Source organism: Lutibacter litoralis, from assembly GCF_014646675.1.
GTDB lineage: Bacteria > Bacteroidota > Bacteroidia > Flavobacteriales > Flavobacteriaceae > Lutibacter > Lutibacter litoralis.
Genome location: NZ_BMNS01000006.1, coordinates 267,465 through 288,980 on the forward strand (window position 1 = coordinate 267,465; position 21,516 = coordinate 288,980).

Here is a 21,516-nt window from a genome sequence, read left to right on the forward strand (position 1 = left end):
CACAAATACTTAAATTACATAACTATTCTAATTTTTTTTGATATATTTTTTGATATAAATTCTGGTATTTTTCTTTCACAACTTTACGTTTCATTTTCATAGTTGGTGTAAGGAGTCCATTTTCAATAGTCCAAATATCTGGAGTTAATTCAAAGGCTTTTATTTGTTCCCAATTTCCAAAACTTTCGTTGGCTTTATTTATTTCTTTTTGAATTCGTTTTAAAACTCTTTTATTTGAAATAATGGAATTGTAAGTACCATCATACTTTATATTCTTTAATTTTGCCCATTCAGTTAAAAATTCAAAATGAGGTTGGATAATTGAAGCTGGCATTTTTTCGTTTTCTCCAATTACCATAGCTTGTTCAATAAAACGAGATTCTTTTAATTTACCTTCTAAAACTGCTGGAGCAACATATTTACCACCAGATGTTTTAAACATTTCTTTTTTTCTGTCGGTAATTTTTAAAAAACCTTCTTTATCTAATATACCAATATCCCCGGTATGTAAATATTCATTTTGTATAGTTTGTTTTGTTAATTTTTCATTTTTGTAATAGCCTAACATAATATTCGAACCTTTTACTAGAATCTCACCATCTTCGGCAATTTTAATTTGAATACCATCTAATGCTTTTCCAACGGTTCCAATTTTAAAACCGTTATTTCTGAAATCGTTAATTGATATTCCTGGGGAAGTTTCGGTCATTCCATAACCTTCATAAATTGGTATTCCTGCGGCTGTAAATAATCTAATAAGTACAGGCTGCAATGGTGCGCTTCCTGATACTAAAAATTTAATATTTCCACCTAAAGCTTCTCGCCATTTGCTAAATACTAACTTTCGGGCAATGTTTAATTGAAAATGAAACCACCAACCATTTTTTTGATAAGGCTCATATCTTTTTCCTAAATCTATGGACCAATAAAACAACAATCGCTTTAAACCTTTTAGTTGACTTCCTTTATCTGCAATTTTATCGTAAATTTTTTCTAATAGTCTTGGCACTACTGGGATAAAATGAGGTTGTACTTCTTTTAAATTATCTCCCAACTTATCAATAGATTCTGCAAAATAAATTTCGAAACCCATCATTTGATAATAATACAAAGCAAAACGTTCAAAAATGTGACACACCGGTAAGTAGCTCAAAACTTTGTGTTTATGTGCTTCAAAATCTAATGCTTTAGCACTTACTAAAGTGTTTTCTACAATATTTTTATGAGAAAGCATTACACCTTTCGGCGTACCTGTTGTGCCAGAAGTATAAATAATGGTTGCTAGGTTTGAAGGCGCTACCTTTGATTTTAACAAGTCGACCTCTGTTTGATTTTTTGTGTTTTCTCCTAGATTTAGTAAGGAATTCCAACTAGATATCGATTCAATAGTATCGAATGTATAAATATCTTTTAGCTTGGTATTTTCTTTTATAACAGCAACTTTATCATACAAAACTTTATCAGATACAAAGCATAAAACAGCATCGGAATGGTTTATAATATATTCGTAATCTTTTGATGTAATAGTAGGGTATAAAGGCACATTTACCGCTCCAATTTGTAAAATTGCAATGTCTAGAATGCTCCATTCGACTCTATTGTTTGAGGTTACTATTGCAATTTTATCATTTGGTTTTACACCTAAATGTATTAATGCTCTACTAATTTTATTGGCTTTCTCTAAATATTCCCTAACAGTAGTAGCAACCCATTTAGAAGCTACTTTAGAATTAAATATATTTAGTTTACTATTTTTTTCTAATTGACAATAAGCAAAATCAAAAAGACGTGATATTTTAATCGACATAAAATAATAATTGAGTTGATGCAAAATATAAATAAAAAAAAGATTACACAAAAAATGTAATCTTTTTAAAATTGACTATATATTTAAATTTAGCTAAACGCCTATTTTTTAGCTAAGGAGTTTAATGTGTATTTTGCATTTCTTAAAAGAACTTCTAAATTATCAGGTTTTGTAGTAATATTGAATTTTGCTACAGTTTTATTTAAAAGGTCTAATTCTTTAGTCATTTTTCTATTTGTAAAATCTTCTCTTAAAATTCTAATTTTTTCAGCATCCTGTATGCCTTCTCTTAAAGTTTCAAAACGGATAGAGCTTCTATTTTTTGGATACACAATATACGTATCACCTGCAGGCCAAGCTCTAAATCTAGAATCTTGTAATGGGTTTTCTACCCAACTATTATAAGCCCAACGTAAAAAACCATCGAAATTTGCTGCAATACTGTACCAGCCAATAAACACACCTTCCGCAGGTGGAGAAAATGTAAATACATTAGGAAAACCGTCTGAACAACATACATAATGTGTGCTTATATAGCCATTTTCTTTACGTAAATTTAAATCTTCTTCGTCTATGGTTGCACCAAAAGCAACGGATAAATCTTTTAATTCGTTAGGATATAATTTATAGCTTTTATGATTATCGGCAAATGCAATACCAAATTCTGGGGCAATATTGTTTAATAAGCTTAACATAGCCATCATTTCTTTTGGACTGCGTTCATCCATTGCCATTCTAGTAATGTTGTTCCAGCCTTTTTTCTCTAAATGTTTTTTGAATTGTATTAAAAAAGGTGTCCACAAATCATCATATTCTTTAGAACCAGGAGCAGCCTTAATTTTTACTTCTTCATTTGTTTGTTCATCAAAATAGTAAAATTCATTTCCCCACGGAACCATAGAATAACAGCTAATTTGATTTTTGATACCTAAATCCATCATAAATTGCACCCAGTTATCAAAAATGGTATAATCATATTCCCAAGAACCGTCAGTTTTCTTTTTCCAAGTAATCATTGCTTCAAACTGATCAAAAGTTTGTCCTCCCCAAGGTCTTTTATTTAATGAAACGGTGATTGCTTTTTGTCCTGCATCGGCTAATTGTTTCATAATTGGTTTTAATAAATCCCAATGCTCTTTAGACCAAGGTTGTACCTTATTAAAACGTGCAACTGCATATGGATTTTGCCACAAGTCTAAATGAAATTTCCAGTCGGTTGGTGCAGGTAAAGTTTTAGGAAGTACTTCTATATTTAATGTAAAGACCTGAGATTTTTCACCTTCTATATTTAGTGTTAATGTACTTGTGTAATTTCCAATTTTAGCATCAGCAGGTATGTTTATAGTAAGCCATAATGGTCTTGTTTCATATGCTTTTACAGCGTAAGAACTGACGTTATCTAAAGCATCAGCAGCCAATGAAGCAGCAAAATCTTCTGGTTTTCTATAACCACAACCACCAGCAAATTCATCTGTAATAACATATTTAACAAAACGTGCCTCTGCTATAGTTTTAGGAAGTTTATTCCCATCTTTTGAAATAAAATCTGAAAACTCTACAGCTACATTTGTGCTACTATCTTTACTCCATAAAACTATTTGTGCAGCAATTCTTTCAGCTTTCCAAGCAACACCATTCCAAGTGTTTTCTTGGACAACATTAGGTAAGGTGTTTCTTACAAACCGTGTATTTACTGAAGCAAAAGATGCATTTAATCCTGATGAAATTGAATCCCAGGCTGAAATGTCGGTTTCAATTGGATCTTCAGGTTCTGGGTAGGTAGCACTTACATTAATTTCTTTGTTAGGCACGCAACTTGCTAAAAGTGCAATTATAAATAGGTAATAATAAATTTTAATAAAAGACATAATATAAAAGTTTATTTGTTTAAAATAGGAGTGTTATCTGGCCAAGCCACGAATTTTCCAGTTTCTGTATTTGTTGGCATTTGAGCATCTACACTTCTTAAATAGGTTCCAAGTTCTTTAGCAAGTTGAGTTGTTTTTTCTTTATTTTTGATTGCTAAATTGGTTGTTTCCCCAATATCATCTTTAATATTGAACAATTCAAAGGAACTATCTAAATGATAATAAATTAATTTAAAATCACCCTTTCTAATGGTACTTGTAGCTCCAATACCTGGGCCTGTTGGACCCCAATTATTAGGATAATGCCAAAATAAAGCTCTATTATTAGTTGTATTATTTGTGCCTTTTAAAATATCTGTAAAACTTTTACCATCTATTTTTTGAACAGTTTTATATTCAGAAATTCCTGCAAGTTCTAATATAGTAGGGAAGAAGTCTTCAATAATTACAAAACTATCACTTTCTGATGTTGCTTTGGTTACCCTAGGCCATTTTACAAGCATTGGTTCTCTAATTCCACCTTCGTGTACGGAACCTTTTCCGCTAGATAAGGGTTTGTTATGAGTGTGTTTTTCTCCACCACGATCATAAGCACTTAAGCCTCCATTGTCAGACATGAAAAGAATTATAGTATTTTCTGAAATGCCTTTTTCTTCCAAATGATTTATTAAATCACCTAAACTTTTATCCATACCTTCAATCATTGAAGCATATTTAGCCTCAGTTGGTTGTAAACCTTGGTCTAAATATTTTTGTTCAAACCTAGGGTCTCCTTGTATTGGTGTATGAACAGCATAATGCGCCATATTTAAGTAAAAAGGTTTATTTTGTGCTATGGCTTCATCTATAGCAATTATTGATTTTTGAGTTAAAGCTTCGGTTAAAAATATTTCTTTACCATGATATTCTTCTAAATTTTGTACATCCCATCTAGTATTTTTGTTAGGCGATTGTTTAAAATCTTTCTTTCCAAAATAACTACCTGGTTGTCCTGCAGACGAGCCTCCAATATTTATATCAAAACCAAAAGTTAAAGGGTTTTCACCAGTAGTTTTTATAGCTCCAAAATGTGCTTTTCCTACATGAATTGTTCGGTAACCATTATCTTTTAATATTTGTGGTAAAGCAGTAATTTCTACAGAATAAGGAATTGAATCTGTTGGCTGGGCACCATTAACATTCCACTTAGGATGTTTTAATCCTTCTACGGGTCCTACAGGATCTTGATCTCGATTAAAAGTCCAATTAGTAACTCTGTGTCTGGCAGCATTCATCCCTGAAATTAAACTTACTCTGGTAGGAGTACAAACGGGTGTAGCATACGCTTGTGTAAATTTCATTCCTTCATTTGCCAATCGCTCCATATTTGGTGTATGATAGATTTTATTTAAAGGAGTTTTTTCTTTCCAAAAAGGAACAGATGTATCTTGCCAGCCCATATCATCAACCATAAATAAAATAATATTTGGTTGTTTTGTTGTAGTATCCGTTGTTTTAGAGTCTGTTTTTTTACAGGCAATTGTACACATACAAAATATAATTGCTATACTTTGTATGTGTTTAAAATAGTTTTTTTTAGATTGAAACATATTAGTATCCTAAGAATTCATTAGTCAATACTTTTTCTTCATTTGAAGGGCTTTTAAACTTAACACTTAATTCACTTCCACCACCACCTTGGTGAAATGTAAGTGTAATTGGATGCCATCCTTTTTTTAGAGCAACCATTCCAGATCTTAAAACCGCGGCGTGATTACCACCATTATCTACAACTAATTTATTGTTAATATATAACAAACTACCATCGTCGGATTTGGTTGAAAATTCAAATAATCCGTCTTCTTCTGCCATAAAATAACCTTTAAAGACTAAAGAAACGTGTTCAATATTTTCAAAACCAGTTAAATCAATAGCTCCTACAAGTTTAAAATTTGATTTTTCGTCTAAATTTACTTTTTCAACAACGGTAAACTTTTTAAGTGCGGACCATTGCTTTAAACTTCCTTTGGTAGGTTGCACATTTAAAGGTTCAATAAACAATTGTTTCTCAACATTTGAAGTTTTAATTTCACTTGCAACATCCCCACGATAAGCAATAGTTTTTAGAGTTGTATTCTCTGAAATTATAAAAGGAGTTGTGTATTTAGTTGAGTTTTTAGAAGGTTTTGTACCATCTAATGTATAGTAAATTTCCATATCTTCTAATGGACTTACTAAGGTAATGGTAGTTGTTTCTAAAAATGCGATTTTATCAGTTGTACCTTTTACAGAAGGAATGTAGTATTTAATATTTAATTGATCTAATCTATGGTATTGTAATGCCATGCGCTCTTGAAAATCATCAAAGTTTCTAGCTTCTTTTGATGTCCAACCAGTTTCTGACAACGCTAATAAACGTGGAAATGCTTGGTACTGTAATCTTTTAAAATTAGGAATTCTTTCAGCCCATAAATTAGCTTGTACACCAAGTACGTGTTTTTCTTGTTCTTTGGTAAAATCTTCAGGAACAGGCTCATAATTATACACTTTATCTAGTGGAGTAGCCTCGTTTGTAAAGTCGAAATAGTATTCAAAATCTGGACAAATAATCATGTTCGATCCATTGTCTGCTGCAATATACCTAGCTTTTGGAGCCCAATTTCTCCACCACATAACTGTTGCATCGTTAGATAAACCACCGTCCACAATTTCATCCCAACCAATTAGTCTTTTTCCTTTTGTATGCAAAAACTTTTCAATGTCTTTATTAAAGAAGGATTGTAATTCGTGTTCGTTTTTTAAATTATTTTTTTTAATCGCTTTTTGACAATTTGCACACGCTGTCCACGATTTAGTATTTACTTCGTCACCACCAATATGAATATATTCCGAAGGAAATAAATCAGCTATTTCAGATAAAATATCTTTAGCAAATTCATAAGAGGTTTCTTTCCCTAAACACGCTGGAATAGAAAAGTGTTCTCCCCAACCAGCTTCACCAGTACACGATAAATATGGATAATTGTCGATAGCAGACTTAAAATGTCCTGGCATATCAATTTCTGGAATTACTTCAATATTTCTAGCCGCAGCATATTTTATAATCTCTTTAATTTGTTCTTGCGTAAAAAATCCACCATACATTCTTTGTCCATCTCTATCATGGTAATGTTGTTCATCAATAATAAATGAAGGGTCTGTTTTGGCCATTTCATTACAATATTTATCGTGCGAACTTTCTATTCTCCAAGCGCCTTTTTCAGTTAAAAGCGGATATTTTTTAATTTCAACTCTCCAACCTTGATCGTCGGTTAAGTGCATATGGTAGGTATTTAATTTATACAAAGCCATATAATCAAGAAAGGTTTTTACATTGTCTAAACTAAAAAAATGACGGCTAAAATCCATTTGCATTCCTCTCCAGGCAAATCTTGGAGCATCTTTAATAGTTACAGAAGGTACAAACCAATCTATAGAGGTTACGGTTGTATTCTCAATCTCAACAGGTAATAATTGACGCAGTGTTTGTACACCATAAAAATAACCAGCAGCATCACTTGCTTTAATAATAATTTCGGTAGGCGTAACTTTTAATTGGTAAGCTTCTAACTGTAAACCTTCAATTTTTTGAAACTTAACAATGCCATTATCTTTTGAAATATTTAAATCAAAACCAGCAGCTTTTTTAAATAAATCAGTTAAATAATTTGCAGCCATTTGCTGTTCATCATTATCAATTGAAATGGTTGTAGTGCTATCAAACTTAAAAGAGGCTTTATCTAACTGAAATTCCTGTGGCTTTGGAACCAATGCAATATCGGCTTCACTATAAGTTGGGGAAGAAGTTGTACAAGCAACTGTTAATAGTGATAAAAAAAGATAGTATATATTTTTCATAATTAAATATTTTCGTATTATAAATTAGTTATTCAAAACTTGAGCATAATTTATTCCTAAAAGGGCCCAACGTTTTTGAATTTTTTTTAATGATTTTTGAAATGATTTAAAGTCTTTATTATTAGTTGAAGTCCATCCAACTTCTGCAAAAGCAGCAATTCTGGGGAATACTTGATATTCAACTTCTTTATAAGTTGGTGTCCATTCACTCCATAACTGACAGCCAGAGCCATAAATATTTTTATGATATTTAGCTTCCAAACCATCTGGAATAGGCTCAAAATTATAAGCAGATTCTAACGTGATAGCTTCATAATCTTTATTTAAATATGTAATTCTATTTAATGAATTTACAATACCATAACCTTCTTTAGCAGCCCTAATAGCAAGATCTAAACTTCCATACCAAAAGTGAACTACAACATTTTTAGCTAAAGAAGTTTCTGCATTTTTATCATTTTTTTTAGCAGCAACATCTTTATGAATATTTACACCCATAATTTCGTTCCAACCCATCATTCTACGTCCGCTTTGTTCTATAAAATTAGAAATATTATTTGTGAACGAAATTTGTAAATCTGCAGGTGTTTTTATGTTATGTTGCTTCATATAACTTTGAACAGTAGGAGATTCGTTCCAAAATTTATAGTTTACTTCATCACCACCAATATGAATATAAGGTGAAGGAAACAGCTCGAAAAGTTCTAATAAAACATCTTTTACAAATTTTTCTACTTCAGGTTTAGTAACATCGTACACATCAAAAGTTTCAAATATAATAGGAACTTCAATTTTTTCACCAACTGTTCCCAACCACGGATAGGCTGCAATTGCAGCACTAGAATGACCTGGAACATCAAATTCTGGAACTATAGTAATATTTCTTTCAGCTGCATAAGCAACAATAACCTTAATTTGTTCTTGTGTATAAAATCCGCCGTGTGCTTTTCCAGAAGATTTTCCGCTTCCCCAAGTTTCAATTTCAGAATTTGCTCTTATTGAGCCAATCTCAGTAAGTAATGGGTATTTTTTGATTTCAATTCTCCAGCCAGAATCATCCGTTAAATGCCAATGAAAAATATTCATTTTAAGCAAGGCCATTTCATCTAATAGTTGTTTTACGAATTTCTCTCCATGAAAATAGCGCGCTTCGTCTAACATAAATGCGCGCCACATAAAACGTGGAGCATCTTTAATAGTGACACAAGGTATTAACCACTCATTAGTTTTAATAGTATTATTTTCAATACTTACAGGTAATAATTGTCTAATTGTTTGAATTCCATAAAAATAACCTGCATAACTACTTGCCTTTATAGTTATTTTTTTAGGCGTTACAATTAATTGATATGCTTCAGGAGCTAAACTATTTTCTTCTATAAAATAAATAGAAGCTCGGTTGTTATTACTATTGATATTAAAATTAGCAGCCGGAGCAAATAAATTCACCAAATATTTTGCAGCTTTTTCTTGAACCTTATTTTCTACTGAAATAGCAGTATATGCATTAAATAGAAAAACGTCTTCGTGTAATTGAAACGAATTTGGTTTTGGAATTAGAGCTATTTCAGAAGTTTCAAAACTTTTAGTTGATGTTGCACAACTTTGCAGCATTAAAACACATAAAAATACATAAATTGATGTTCGAAACATGTTTAATTAGTATTTTTTAGAATAATTAATACCTAATGAATTCCAACGTTGTAGTAATTTCTCTAATGCATTTTCAAAAGATTTGAAATCTTTATTTTTATTCGCAGTCCAACCAACTTCTGCATACGCAGCAATTCTTGGAAATGTTTGGTATTGCACATCTTTATTAGTAGGAGTCCATTCGCTCCACATTTGACAACCTAAACCGAAAATATTTTGATGGTATTTTTGGTCTAAACCATCAGGAATTGGGTTAAAACTATAGGCTTTTTCTAAACTAATACTTTTGTAGCCATAATCTAAATAAGTGCTGCTATGTAGGGAGTTTACTATGTCGTAACCTTTTTCGGCAGCTTCAGTAACTAAATCTAAATTTCCTTTCCAAAAATGCACAACTACGTTTTTTGCAAGGGAGGTTGTAGCTTCTTTATCGTTCTTTTTTTCAGCAAAACCTTTATGAATATTTTTACCCATAATTTCGTTCCATCCCATCATTCTTCTACCATTTTGTTCAATAAATTTTGAGATATTATTGGTAAAATAAATTTGTAAATCAGCAGGAGTTTCCAAACCTTTTTCTTTCATATATTTTTGAACACTTTCAGATTCTTCCCATACCTTATAACCAACTTCATCTCCACCAATATGTATTACTTGCGAAGGAAACAGCTCGAAAAGTTCTAATAAAACATCTTTAAAAAACTGAATAACTTCTGGTTTTGTAACGTCGTAATTATCGTAATGACGACCAAAAGTTACAGGAACATCAATATCTTCCCCAGCCGTTCCTAACCAGGTATATGCGGCAATTGCAGAACTTGCATGGCCAGGCATTTCAAACTCTGGTACAACTGTAATATGTCTTTCTGCGGCATATGCAACAATATCTTTTATTTGCTCTTGTGTGTAAAATCCACTATGTGGTTCACCAGCCGTTTTACCACTTTTCCAAGTTCCGATTTCTGTATCTTTTCTTTTAGAACCAACTTCAGTAAGTAAAGGATATTTTTTTATTTCAATTCTCCAACCTGCGTCATCGGTTAAATGCCAGTGCAGCGTATTCATTTTAACATATGCCATTTCATCTAACATTTGTTTTACATTGGTTTCGCCATGAAAATAACGAGAATCGTCTATCATATATGCTCTCCATTTAAATTGAGGAGCATCATCTATTATTACAAAAGGAACTTTAATTCCATTATTTAATAATTGTTTTAAAGATTGAAATCCGTAAAATAAACCAGTTGTAGTTCCACCAATTATTTCAATACCTTTTTTAGAAACAGATAATTTATACTCCTCTTTTTCTAATAGCGTATCAAGTTTTAAATGAATTGTATTTTTTGTTGCTTTTTTTGATTCTTTAACACTAATATTATTAGTGTTTTTAAAATAATCTTGAATTAGTTTTACAACATCTTTAGTAACTGCATCACCAACAATTTTGGTTTTCTTATCAATAGTGAATTCACCATCTAAAACAGTTATATTATTTGGTTTTGGTATAATTGTAATTGCAGTATTTTGTGCTATTATAGTATTTAAAAATAGCATTGTCAATATTGAAAGTAGGATTGATTTTTTCATTTATAGGGTTTTAGTTATTTTGTGAATTTATAGACGTTCTCCAATTTTTATGAATATTTTTTAACTCATTAAATACTTCTGGATGTTCATTTTTTAAGTTTGTGGTTTCGCCGGGATCATTTTCTAGATTGTATAAATATTCGCCATATTCTAGTTCAACCATTTCATAATCAGCGTTGCGTTTTGCTGCATCACTTGCCGATCTGTATTTCCATTTTCCTTTTCTTACTGCAGTTTGTGTATTGTTATCCCACACTAAAAAATCGTGTTCTATAGTTTTATTTGCACCAGTTAATACTTCAGTAATATTGTTTCCGTTAATATTTTTAGGAATTTCAATCCCTGTTAAATCGCATAACGTTGGCAATACATCCATTGCACTAATTAGGTTATTTGAAGTAGTGCCTTTTTCATATTTTTCAGGATAAGAAATTATAAATGGAACTCTAATACCACCTTCATATAAAGTGTATTTCGAACCTTTGTACGGACTGTTATTTGCGTAAATAGGAGTAGAGCCTCCATTGTCACTTATAAAAATAATTACAGTGTTTTTGTCTAAGTTATTTGCAGCTAAATAATCTGTTACTTTTCCAATTTCTTTATCTAAAAAGTGCAATTGACCTAAATAATGTGCGCGACCTTCAGCGTTGTTTGGATAACGTCCTTTTTGATACCAATCGTAATAATCTTCTTTTGAAGGATCCCAGTCGTGATAGCCCTTTAAACCATTTTTCTCTAAATATTCTTTAGGTAATTGATGCGTAAAATTATGAACAGCGTTAAAAGATAGTTGTAAAAAGAAAGGATTGTTTTTATTTTTTTTAATAAAGTCTCTAGCTTTTAAACCAAATATTTCTGTTGAAAAACCAATAGTATCTACCTTTTCTTTATTGTTCCACAAAGCTTGTTGTCTTAAACTTTGTCCCTTTTTTTCATGTGTAGTTTTTACTTTATTAAAGGCATTTTCAAGAACATCACTATGGTTTAAATAGTGTTTTCTTGGAGAAGTATGTCCGTAATAATAGTCAAAACCGTGATTTAATGGAAAACTTCTGTTAGTAACATCAGATTCATACGAACCATAATGTACCTTACCAACATAACCAGTTGAATAATTTTTTTCTTTTAATAATTCAGGAATGGTTTTAAATTCAGGATTGTGAATTCCTTTACCGCCGTACCAGAAAGTTCCCCAACGTTGTTGGTAACTTCCAGTAATTAAACCACCTCTAGATGGACTACAAATTGATGAAGTTGCATATGCATTTGAAAAATAAACACCATTAGTTGCAATGGCATCTATACTAGGTGTTTTTACATCATTAGTTAAGCCTGTAAAACTCATATCTGCAAACCCTAAATCATCAACAACTATTAAAATAATATTGGGAGATTTATCTTTTAAGATTGTTTCCTTTTTTTTCTCGGAGCAAGAAATTAAAAAAATACAGAAAACACAGATTAGAAGGTTGTAGTATTTATAATTCATAAGGTAGTTTTTTAAATTTTTGCGTTATGATAATCAAAGCCTTTTTCACTTTTTTTGCAGGATTCGACCCACTCAAATAGCTCTTTTTTTAACTGATTGGCAATTTTTGGATACTTATTAATAATATTATTTTTTTCTTTAGGATCTTTTATAAGATGATACATTTCAAAATCCATATCCTTTCCATTTTTTATGAGTTTGTAAGTATCATTAACCCAAGACATCCTATCTGGGTATTGAAACCCAATAGCGGCTTTTCTTACTCTTTGATTTCCTAAAATTGCATTGGTTAAGTCAATTCCATCAATAGGGTAAGTATTCTTATTTTTAATGTTTAGCATTGCTAAAATTGTTGGGAAATAATCACTAGTTACCGAAGCTATATTAGTTATCTTACCTGATGAAATTTTTTGAGGCCAAACACAAAATGAAGGAACTAGCAAACCACCTTCATATAAATCTCTTTTTTTCCCTCTATACATTCCGGCAGTTGCAGGAGTATTTACTTCAGGACCATTATCAGAAGCAAACCATATCATTGTATTGTTTGAGATTTCTTGCTTTTTTAAAAAATCTTGTAATCTTCCAATTTGGGTATCCATTGCGGTGATACTTCCATAATACAACTGTTCTTGATGCGTGTATTTGGAATATTGATCTCTGTTTTTTTTATCGGTTACCACTGGTAAATGTGGGGTATGGATCCAAATTATGGTAAAAAAAGGAGTTTTGTTTTTTATGGCTTTATCCATAAATGGAATGGCTTTATCCATAATTATTTTAGTGTTTTCCCCTTTTATATCTATTTCTAATGCTTTTTTTTCTTTACCAGTCCAATAGGAGGTTCCGTAACCTTTTGTTTTTTTATTTTTTATTGCTGACCAGCCATACCTCCAACTTTCTCCATTCTTTTCATCAAAAACTTCAGGGTACACTAAAGGATCAAACGTTGGTATTTTAGATTCAGTTACAAAATACTCATCAAAACCGTGCATATCTGGAGTAGTGTAATGTTTATAATTTTCAGGTCTCCCTCTGTTTGCATCCTTTTCTTTGGTAGTTAGGGTTCCTAAATGCCATTTTCCAAAAATACCAGTATTATATCCCTCTTTTTTTAAAATTTCAGCAAGTGTTATTTCATCTAGTTTTAATTTCCCTGTATTAGCTGTATAAATACCTTGTCTGTATGGATTTCTTCCAGTTAGGCAACTTGCTCTTGTAGGGGAGCAAACAGGTGCAGCAGCATAAAATCTTTTGAAAGTAATACCGCTATTTGCAAGTTGATCTAAATTAGGAGTTTTAATAATTTCATTTCCATTAAAACCTACATCTCCCCAACCTAAATCGTCGGCCATGATTAATATAATATTAGGTCTATCAGCAGTATTTATTTTTTTTTGGGCATTTATGAACGCTGTGCTTAGATAAAGACTAAGAATTATAATACTTTTAGTTTTTTTAAGTAGTACATATGTAAGTTTCATAATGCTCTTTTATTTTTCCTCAGTTTATATATGTGCTCGAACACAAATCTATATATTATAAAATAGATTTCAAAGTAAAAGCGTAATAATTACATTTATTATTAAAATTATAGCAAAACAGACAATATTATTTGTTATTACTAAATGAATTTTAATTGTTTATAAATAATTGTTGCATTTCGGGGTATTTTTCATCGCTATCTTTTAAAAGGTTTCTTTGTATTTTTAGCTCTTCTTTTAAATCTTTAATAATATTACTATAAACAGGATTATTATATTGGTTTGTATTTTCTTTAGGATCATTTTTTAAATCGTAAAATTCCCAGTTAGGTTCTGTACCTTCATTTGAAGATCCAGTCATGTCAAGTGCAAGACCATAAAAGAAAGCCAATTTGTATCTTTCAGTTCTAATTCCAAAATGTGCTGGTCTTATTGGATAATGTTGCCAATACCTGTAGTAAGCTGCTTTTCTCCAGTCTTTAGGGGTGTTTCCTTTTAAATTTTCTCTAAAGCTTTTACCTTGCATAGAAGTTGGGGGCTTCACTCCAGCATAGTCTGCCAACAATAAAGGGAAATCTATATTTAGAATAATATCATCAATTCTTTGCCCACCTTTAATTTCTTTTGGATAACGAATTACAAACGGCATTCTTAAGGATTCTTCATAAATCATTCTTTTGTCAAAAAAACCGTGTTCTCCCAAAAAATAACCTTGATCAGCAGTATAAATTACGACAGTATTTTCGGCAAGCCCCGATTTTTCTAAATAATCTAGGAGTTTTCCAATATTATCGTCAATTGCTGCGCCAGAACGTATAAAATCTTTTACTAATTTTTGATATATATTTTTTCGAGCTGTAATGCTATCTAACCCTTTAGTTGAAAATGGTAATTCAGGATATTTACACCACCAACTTTCTGGATCAGCAGAAGCGGTTTCCCATCTTGAACCTAAACTTTCTAATTTTTGCCCCACAAAACTTCTGCCTGTTGTTTCAGGAGAAAAATCGAATAAATTTTGAGGTTCAGGAATTTCAATTTCATTGTATAAATCTTTAAATCTATCAGGAAAATCAAAAGGTTCGTGGGTAGCTTTAAAATGCGTCATTAGCATAAATGGTTTATTGGAATTTCTTTTTTCTAACCATTTAATGGATAAATCTGTAATTACATCGGTTGAAAAACCTTTATGTATATCCCATTCTTCAGCGGGTTTATTAAAATTTTCTGCGGTTCTTAAAATAGGATCCCAATACCTACCTTGATCGTGTAAAATATTGTAATAATCAAATCCACTTGGCTCTTTTTTTAAATGCCATTTCCCAATAATTGCTGTTTCGTAACCATTTTTATTTAAAACTTTAGCGATATTTAAGCTATCTGGTTCTAGCGGGTCGTTTAATGTGTAAACACCATTTTTATGGCTGTATTGTCCTGTTAAAATAGTTGCCCTACTTGGTGTGCAAATAGAATTAGTACAAAAGGCGTTATTTAAAACAATTCCTTCATCTGCTAATTTCGAAATATTTGGAGTGTGCACATAGTCTTTTAGTACGCCACCATAAATTCCCCAAGCCTGTGAAGTATGATCGTCGGACATTATAAAAAGTATATTGGGTTTTTCAGGGGGTTTATCAGTTTCGGTAAATTTACAACTAGAAAATGCTAGTAGGTAAAAAATACATATTAATGATTTAATGAAAGTTGTTTTAATTGAATAGTTCATATTAATCTTGTTTTTTATAGCTAGGATTTAGCTGAGATGGAACTGGTGCATTGGTTTTTTTTCGCCAAGTATTCATTTTTTTAAGAAGCTTTGCGGTTAGCGTTGGTTTGCTCTTTGCTAAATTGTTTTCTTCTGAAATATCCTTTTCTAAATTATACAATTCAATTTCATTATTTTCAAGATAGTGATGCAATTTCCATTTACCAAAGCGCATTGTAGTTCCAGGTCTTGTTCTAAAATAAGGATCTCTACCGGTATATTTATTAAAACCTTTTTCGGCTTGTAAATAAATAGGAAAATGCCAAAATAAAGGACGTTTTTTAATTTTTCCTGTTTCAAATAAAATAGGACCGAGGCTAATACCATCCAATACTTGTTTTTTATGAGGAGGTGTATTTGTGATATCTAAAAATGTAGGGTAAAAATCGATGTTACTTACCGGGGTTTCAGTTGTAAGTTTTGGTTTTATTTTGTTTTTCCAACTAACAATTAACGGTATACGTGTTCCACCTTCATAATAAGATCCTTTTCCATGTTTTAAAGGAGCTTGTTTTGAAACCGTATAAAGTCCTCCATTATCTGATGTAAAAATAATAAGTGTATTTTCTATTAAATTTAACTTTTCAAGGGTAATTAATATTTTGCCAACATTAAAATCCATTGCTTCAACCATAGCGGCATACGTTGGATTGTTGTGGTTTTCTGTTACTTTTTTATGTTGGTATTTTTCAATCAATTCTTTTTTACCCTGTATTGGTGTATGAACTGTATAGTAAGTCATATACAAGAAAAAAGGAGTGTTTTTGTTTTTATTGATAAATGAAATGGCTTCATTGGTTAACCTATCAGTCAAATATTCATCTTTAGGACCATCTTTAATGTTAGGGTTTTTATAAGGACTAAAGTATGTTTTAGGATGCCCAGCATGCGTTCCTCCAATATTAATGTCAAACCCTTGAGTTTTTGGATCTTCTCCTAAATGCCATTTTCCAATTGATGCTGTTGTGTAGCCATTTTTTTTAAGTGTTTCGGCAATAGTAATAATACTATCATGAAGAATTGTTTTGTTTGGAGTAGGAATTAGTTTACGGTGTGTGGCTTTTCCTCTTTCAGAACTATTAACTGTATAAATACCATGTCTTGGACTGTACATTCCTGAAAATAAACTTGCTCTGCTCGGTGCACAATTTGAGGCAGAAGCGTAAGCGTTGGTAAACTTTATTCCCTTTGTTGCTAATTTATCAATATTAGGAGTTTCATAAAAAGTACTTCCATAACAACTTAAATCTGTATATCCTAAATCATCAATATTTATATAAACTATATTAGGTTTTTGTTGAGAATAAGAAGTGTAACTTATTAATAAAAATAAGATTGTCAGTATTTCAATTCTTTTAGGAATAACTTTTAGTGCATTCATTATAATTTAAGTTTAAAACCTTTTCGTGCTAAAAATCCAGTAAATAAGACTACTAATAATGCATAAATTAAAGAAATAAATAACCCCATACTACCTGAATTATAAAAATCGGGTAATCGAAAACCTGTAATTACTCGTATTGGATAATAGAAGTAAGGTATTAAATAGCAAGTTAGAGTTGCAGTTCCTGCTGGTTCAATTATTTTTGCCCAATTAACCTTGCCTTTTACGTCTACAATATAATGGAACAAATAAAATAAGAAGAACCCAATACCAATAGTAATTCCCGACCAAGCTGGTGTGCCCTGTAACTTAGAAATACCCCAATACGGTCTTGTTGCAAAACCATAAGTAATAAAAAAGATACTTATTAGTGAAAAGATTCCAAAAATTATAAACTCATTTTTGTTTGCAATCTTTTTATAAAGTAAGGTAGCAATAATACCAGCAGTTGTAAAAGCAGGAATTGTACCTCCATAAATGGTGTTAAATATTGATAAAATTGAATTTGATTTAGGAAGTATTTCAAATGCATGCAGTAATTGAAGTGAGCTAAAAATTATGAATAAAATAACCATTAATTTTAAGCTTCTATTTGCAAAAAGATACACCAAAGCATTTATAAAATATGCCCAACCAATCAATCCAAGAATTCCCCACCATTGAGTTGTCATCCATTCGGTTCCATCTGTTCCGCCTTTATAAATAATTGCTAAAAAAAGTAGTAATAAAAACCCAAATCCTTTTAAATAGTTATGCCATTTTAACGGAATGGGACTTTTACTCCAGTTTATCCAAATTAAGAATACAGCTAATGCCATTAAAATACACCAATAGGATATACTAATTAACATACTTTTACTATGTCCTGTTTCATAATTAACCATATAAATGCCAATTATTATTAAGGATGCAGCTCTAATAGTAATATGTTTTAAGTTTGAAATTACACTTTTTCCAATTTTTATTCTGTATTCAATAGCTAAAGGAATACTTAAGCCAACAATAAATAAAAACAGCGGAAAAATGATATCTGAAAAACCTAAATAATCTTCATTATTATTTGCGTGTCTTAACCATTTAGGAACATTTGTTAAGGTAGGAAAATCGTTTACCCATAACATTAAGAACATTGTGATTGCTCTTAAAACATCAATTGAAGCTATTCTTGGTAATTTCATTAAATTCTAATTTATTTTATTATAATTTCATCAATAAAAAACCATGCAGGGTTTCCAGCACCTGTGTGCCAATCTGGACAAGCTCCAATTCCTTTAATATATATTTTTACGTATCTACTTTTTATATTTAGGTTTAGGGAAGCAGTATTTGTGTTATTTTCTTTTTTTGAAAGTTCAATTTCTTTAATATTAGCGTTGCTAAACGCTTTTCCATTTTCAGAAAAACTGACTTCAAATTTTTTTGGAGGAAAAACCCAATTACCAAAAGAAGACAGGTAACTCAAACTAATTTCTGAAAGTTGTTTGGTTGTTTTTAAATCAATAATAAATTCCAAATCTTTGCCTTCTTGTCCAATCCATTGTCCTGTACTATAATCTGCATAGCCTAGTTTTCCGTCTAATAAAACTTCAATATTTTTATAATTGGAATGTAGTTCACTTTTTGCTAAAATCTCTCCTGTTGTTCCAATATGGGATACTGTTTGAATTTTTTTTGGAATGTCGTCTTTACTTCCATGTTCCCAAGAAATATATGTTGCAATAAGTTCTTCTACAATTTCAGGATATGTATCAGCAAGGTTTTTCATTTCCGAAACATCAACACTTAAATTACTTAAAAATAACGCATCTTTATCAAAATCAAGTTTTCCTTTGTTTGATGTATCTTTCGGGTTTCCAATAAGTTTCCAATTTCCTTTTCTAACCACCCATTGATTTCCATATTTCCAAAAAGCTGAGGTTCTTGGGGAAATAGCGGCAGAATTTTGGATCATTTCAGAAGTATCTAAGCCATCAATTGAGTCTATAGAAGTGGTTAAATTACATAATTGTGCCAACGTTGGCATCCAATCTATATTCATCAAAAATTGATTGTTTACGGTATTTTCTGGGAGGTTGTTTTTCCAGTTTATAATTGTAGGGAGTCGAATTCCACCTTCAAACAAACTGCTTTTTGCACCTCTATATGGACCAGAATTGCCACCACCATTAAAAGCCCGTGTTTCTGTTGAATAACCATTGTCTGATTGATAAATAATGATTGTATTTTCTCGCATTCCTAATTGTTCAAGCGTGTCGATTAAAAATCCAATACGTTCATCAATTGTAGAAATAAATGCAGCATAATCACCTCTTGGTTTTGGAGTGTTTTTATAATAATCACGCCATTTTTGAGTAGGTTGATAAGGATAATGCGGCATATTTATAGCGTAGAACATAAAAAATGGTTGTTCTTTCTGATTTTTAACAAAATTGATTGCTTTTTCTGAGGCTAAATCGGGAAAATATACACCATCATAAAATACTTCTTTTCCGTTTTCATACAAATCATGAACGTTTGGACCTTCCCAATAAAAATAGTGCGAATAATTGTCGATACAACCTCTTAAATGACCAAAAGAATAATCAAAACCTTGGGCATTAGGACTGCTTTCGTAATCCATTCCTAAATGCCATTTTCCAATATGCCCAGTTGTATAACCATTGTCTTTAAATAGTTCAGCCATCGTATATTGGGAAGCCGCTAAGCCTTTTGAACCTGGTGTAGCAGAAGTATTTCCTGCAACACCCGCATTTTGTGGATATTTACCTGTTAAAAGTGCGGCTCTTGATGGTGCGCAAACTGGTGCAGCTACATACGATTGAGTAAAACGTGTACCGCTTTTGGCTAATTTATCAATATTAGGAGAATAAATGTCTTTTGAACCATAACTTCCTAAATCTACAGCACCTTGATCGTCTGTATAAATAATAATTACATTTGGTTTCTTTTGTGATTGTGCAATGCAATTTGAAGAACTAATTAGTACACAAAAAATAATTGAAATAGATTTTATGAAGTTTTTTTTATTTAAAATCATGGTGTTACTTTTTAGGTAAAATTATTGTTTCTGTATCGTTTTTTTGAGGTTCACCAGGTGTACTTCTGCCATTATCAACATATTTTTTCATTAAAATAGTTAGTTTTTCAACAATTTTCGGATTGTTTTCTGCAATATTTGTGGTTTCTGAAGCATCAGTTTCTAAATTATACAATTGAAGTAAAGGTAATTTTAAATTTTGTGTTTCTTTTTTAGTCGGATACGACCAACCTCCAGAACCAGCACCGAAAATTAACTTCCATTTTCCCTGACGAATAGCAAAAACACCATCAATAGAATGATGTATGGTAGCTTCTCTAATTGGATTTTTTAGTTTTTCATCTAACAAAACAGGTAAAATATTGTAACTATCCTCAGCTTCATTAGCTTGTAGTTCAGTTTTTGTGATTGCTGCAGTTGTTGCCATTAAATCTGTTAAACAAATGGTTTGGTTTGAAGTAATTCCTTTTTTTATTTGAGAAGGCCATTTTGCAATAAAAGGGATGCGATGGCCACCTTCGTAAATATCAGCCTTATAACCTCTATAATTTTTGCTAGGTGTATGTCCGAAAGCAAGTTGTTCTTGTGTATTTGCAGCAGGAGCAAACCCATTATCGCTCGTAAATATTAATAAGGTGTTTTCAGAAATACCGTTAATTTTTAAAACTTCTTCAACTTGTTTTACAACATTATCAACCATTAAAACAAAATCTCCATATTCCCCAGCATTACTTTTTCCTTTAAACTCGGGTGTTGGTAAAATTGGTGTGTGAGGTGCAGGTAGCGGCAAATATAAAAAGAAAGGCGTTTTGCGTTTGCTTTGTTTGTTAATGTATTTAATAGCTTTATTGGTTAAATGTGGTAACACGTCTTCGTGTTTAAAATCGTTTCCAATGGGACCTTCTCTCCAAAAACCTTTGCCAATAGTAGCGTTTATAGTGCTAATTTGGGATGCTGTAATTTTTCTGTTTTCAATATAAAAATAAGGTGGAATATCTAGAGATGCTGTTATGCCGTAAAATTCATCAAAACCTATATCGTTCGGAGTTTCTTTAATAGTTTTTTTAAAGTTAATAGTACTGTCCTTATTTTTTTGCCAACCCAATCCTAAATGCCATTTTCCAATACAAGCTGTTGCATAGCCTTTTTTCTTTAACAGGGAAGCAACTGTTTCTCTTTTTTTAGCAATTAAAGGCTTATCATAGCTCCAAAGTACACCGCTTTTCATCCAAGTGCGCCAAGCATACCTGCCTGTTAAAACCCCATAACGTGTTGGTGTACAGACTGCTGAATTGCTATGCGCATCGGTAAAAGAAATCCCTTCGGAGGCTAGTTTGTCAATACTTGGTGTTATAATTTTAGAACCGTTATTTAAATGTGAAATATCTCCATAACCTAAATCGTCTGCCAAAATATAAATAATGTTGGGGAGTTTTTTTTCTTGGGAAAAAATAGTTGTTTGGCACCATATTAATAGGAGTATCCAAAATAATTTTAGAGCACTTATTTTATAATTCACTTTCATAAATGATAATTAAAAAGATAAAGTTTTAAATTTAA

At 31.3% G+C, this 21,516-nt stretch carries 13 protein-coding genes; all 13 read right to left on the reverse strand.

Going from position 1 to position 21,516, the window contains the following annotated elements; genetic code table 11:
• Window positions 1-22 precede the first annotated feature (22 nt).
• Entirely contained in the window at window positions 23-1,807 is a 1,785-nt protein-coding gene (locus IEW75_RS11345; protein WP_134246546.1) for an AMP-dependent synthetase/ligase, read from the reverse strand.
• Between the two features lie 101 nt (window positions 1,808-1,908).
• Complete coding sequence (locus IEW75_RS11350; protein WP_134246547.1) at window positions 1,909-3,675, reverse strand: DUF4091 domain-containing protein; 1,767 nt, start codon at window positions 3,673-3,675, stop codon at window positions 1,909-1,911.
• An 11-nt stretch (window positions 3,676-3,686) separates the two neighbouring features.
• Window positions 3,687-5,264 (reverse strand): sulfatase, encoded by a 1,578-nt coding sequence (locus tag IEW75_RS11355; protein WP_229714444.1) that lies wholly within the window; start codon window positions 5,262-5,264, stop codon window positions 3,687-3,689.
• 1 nt (window position 5,265) lies between these two features.
• Window positions 5,266-7,551 carry a family 20 glycosylhydrolase gene (locus IEW75_RS11360; protein ID WP_134246548.1) on the reverse strand — a complete coding sequence of 762 codons (2,286 nt, stop codon included), beginning with the start codon at window positions 7,549-7,551 and terminating at the stop codon, window positions 5,266-5,268.
• A 24-nt stretch (window positions 7,552-7,575) separates the two neighbouring features.
• Complete coding sequence (locus IEW75_RS11365; RefSeq protein WP_134246549.1) at window positions 7,576-9,204, reverse strand: beta-N-acetylhexosaminidase; 1,629 nt, start codon at window positions 9,202-9,204, stop codon at window positions 7,576-7,578.
• A gap of 6 nt (window positions 9,205-9,210) precedes the next feature.
• Window positions 9,211-10,794 carry a beta-N-acetylhexosaminidase gene (locus IEW75_RS11370; RefSeq protein WP_134246550.1) on the reverse strand — a complete coding sequence of 528 codons (1,584 nt, stop codon included), beginning with the start codon at window positions 10,792-10,794 and terminating at the stop codon, window positions 9,211-9,213.
• Between the two features lie 10 nt (window positions 10,795-10,804).
• On the reverse strand, window positions 10,805-12,286 hold the full coding sequence (locus IEW75_RS11375; protein WP_134246551.1) for a sulfatase family protein: 1,482 nt from the start codon (window positions 12,284-12,286) through the stop codon (window positions 10,805-10,807).
• Between the two features lie 11 nt (window positions 12,287-12,297).
• A complete protein-coding gene (locus tag IEW75_RS11380; protein ID WP_134246552.1) occupies window positions 12,298-13,770 on the reverse strand; it encodes a sulfatase-like hydrolase/transferase in 1,473 nt (490 codons plus the stop codon).
• 151 nt (window positions 13,771-13,921) lie between these two features.
• The gene (locus IEW75_RS11385; RefSeq protein WP_134246553.1) at window positions 13,922-15,496 is read right to left on the reverse strand and encodes a sulfatase family protein; all 1,575 of its coding nucleotides are present in this window, start codon (window positions 15,494-15,496) and stop codon (window positions 13,922-13,924) included.
• Between the two features lies 1 nt (window position 15,497).
• On the reverse strand, window positions 15,498-16,916 hold the full coding sequence (locus tag IEW75_RS11390) for a sulfatase (RefSeq protein WP_134246554.1): 1,419 nt from the start codon (window positions 16,914-16,916) through the stop codon (window positions 15,498-15,500).
• Entirely contained in the window at window positions 16,916-18,097 is a 1,182-nt protein-coding gene (locus tag IEW75_RS11395) for a heparan-alpha-glucosaminide N-acetyltransferase domain-containing protein (RefSeq protein ID WP_134246555.1), read from the reverse strand. The genes IEW75_RS11390 and IEW75_RS11395 overlap by 1 nt, the downstream gene beginning before the upstream one ends.
• Before the next feature lie 11 nt (window positions 18,098-18,108).
• The gene (locus IEW75_RS11400; protein WP_134246556.1) at window positions 18,109-19,956 is read right to left on the reverse strand and encodes a sulfatase-like hydrolase/transferase; all 1,848 of its coding nucleotides are present in this window, start codon (window positions 19,954-19,956) and stop codon (window positions 18,109-18,111) included.
• A gap of 4 nt (window positions 19,957-19,960) precedes the next feature.
• Window positions 19,961-21,481, reverse strand: a complete 1,521-nt coding sequence (locus IEW75_RS11405) for a sulfatase family protein (protein ID WP_134246557.1) — start codon at window positions 21,479-21,481, stop codon at window positions 19,961-19,963.
• Between the last annotated feature and the right edge of the window lie 35 nt (window positions 21,482-21,516).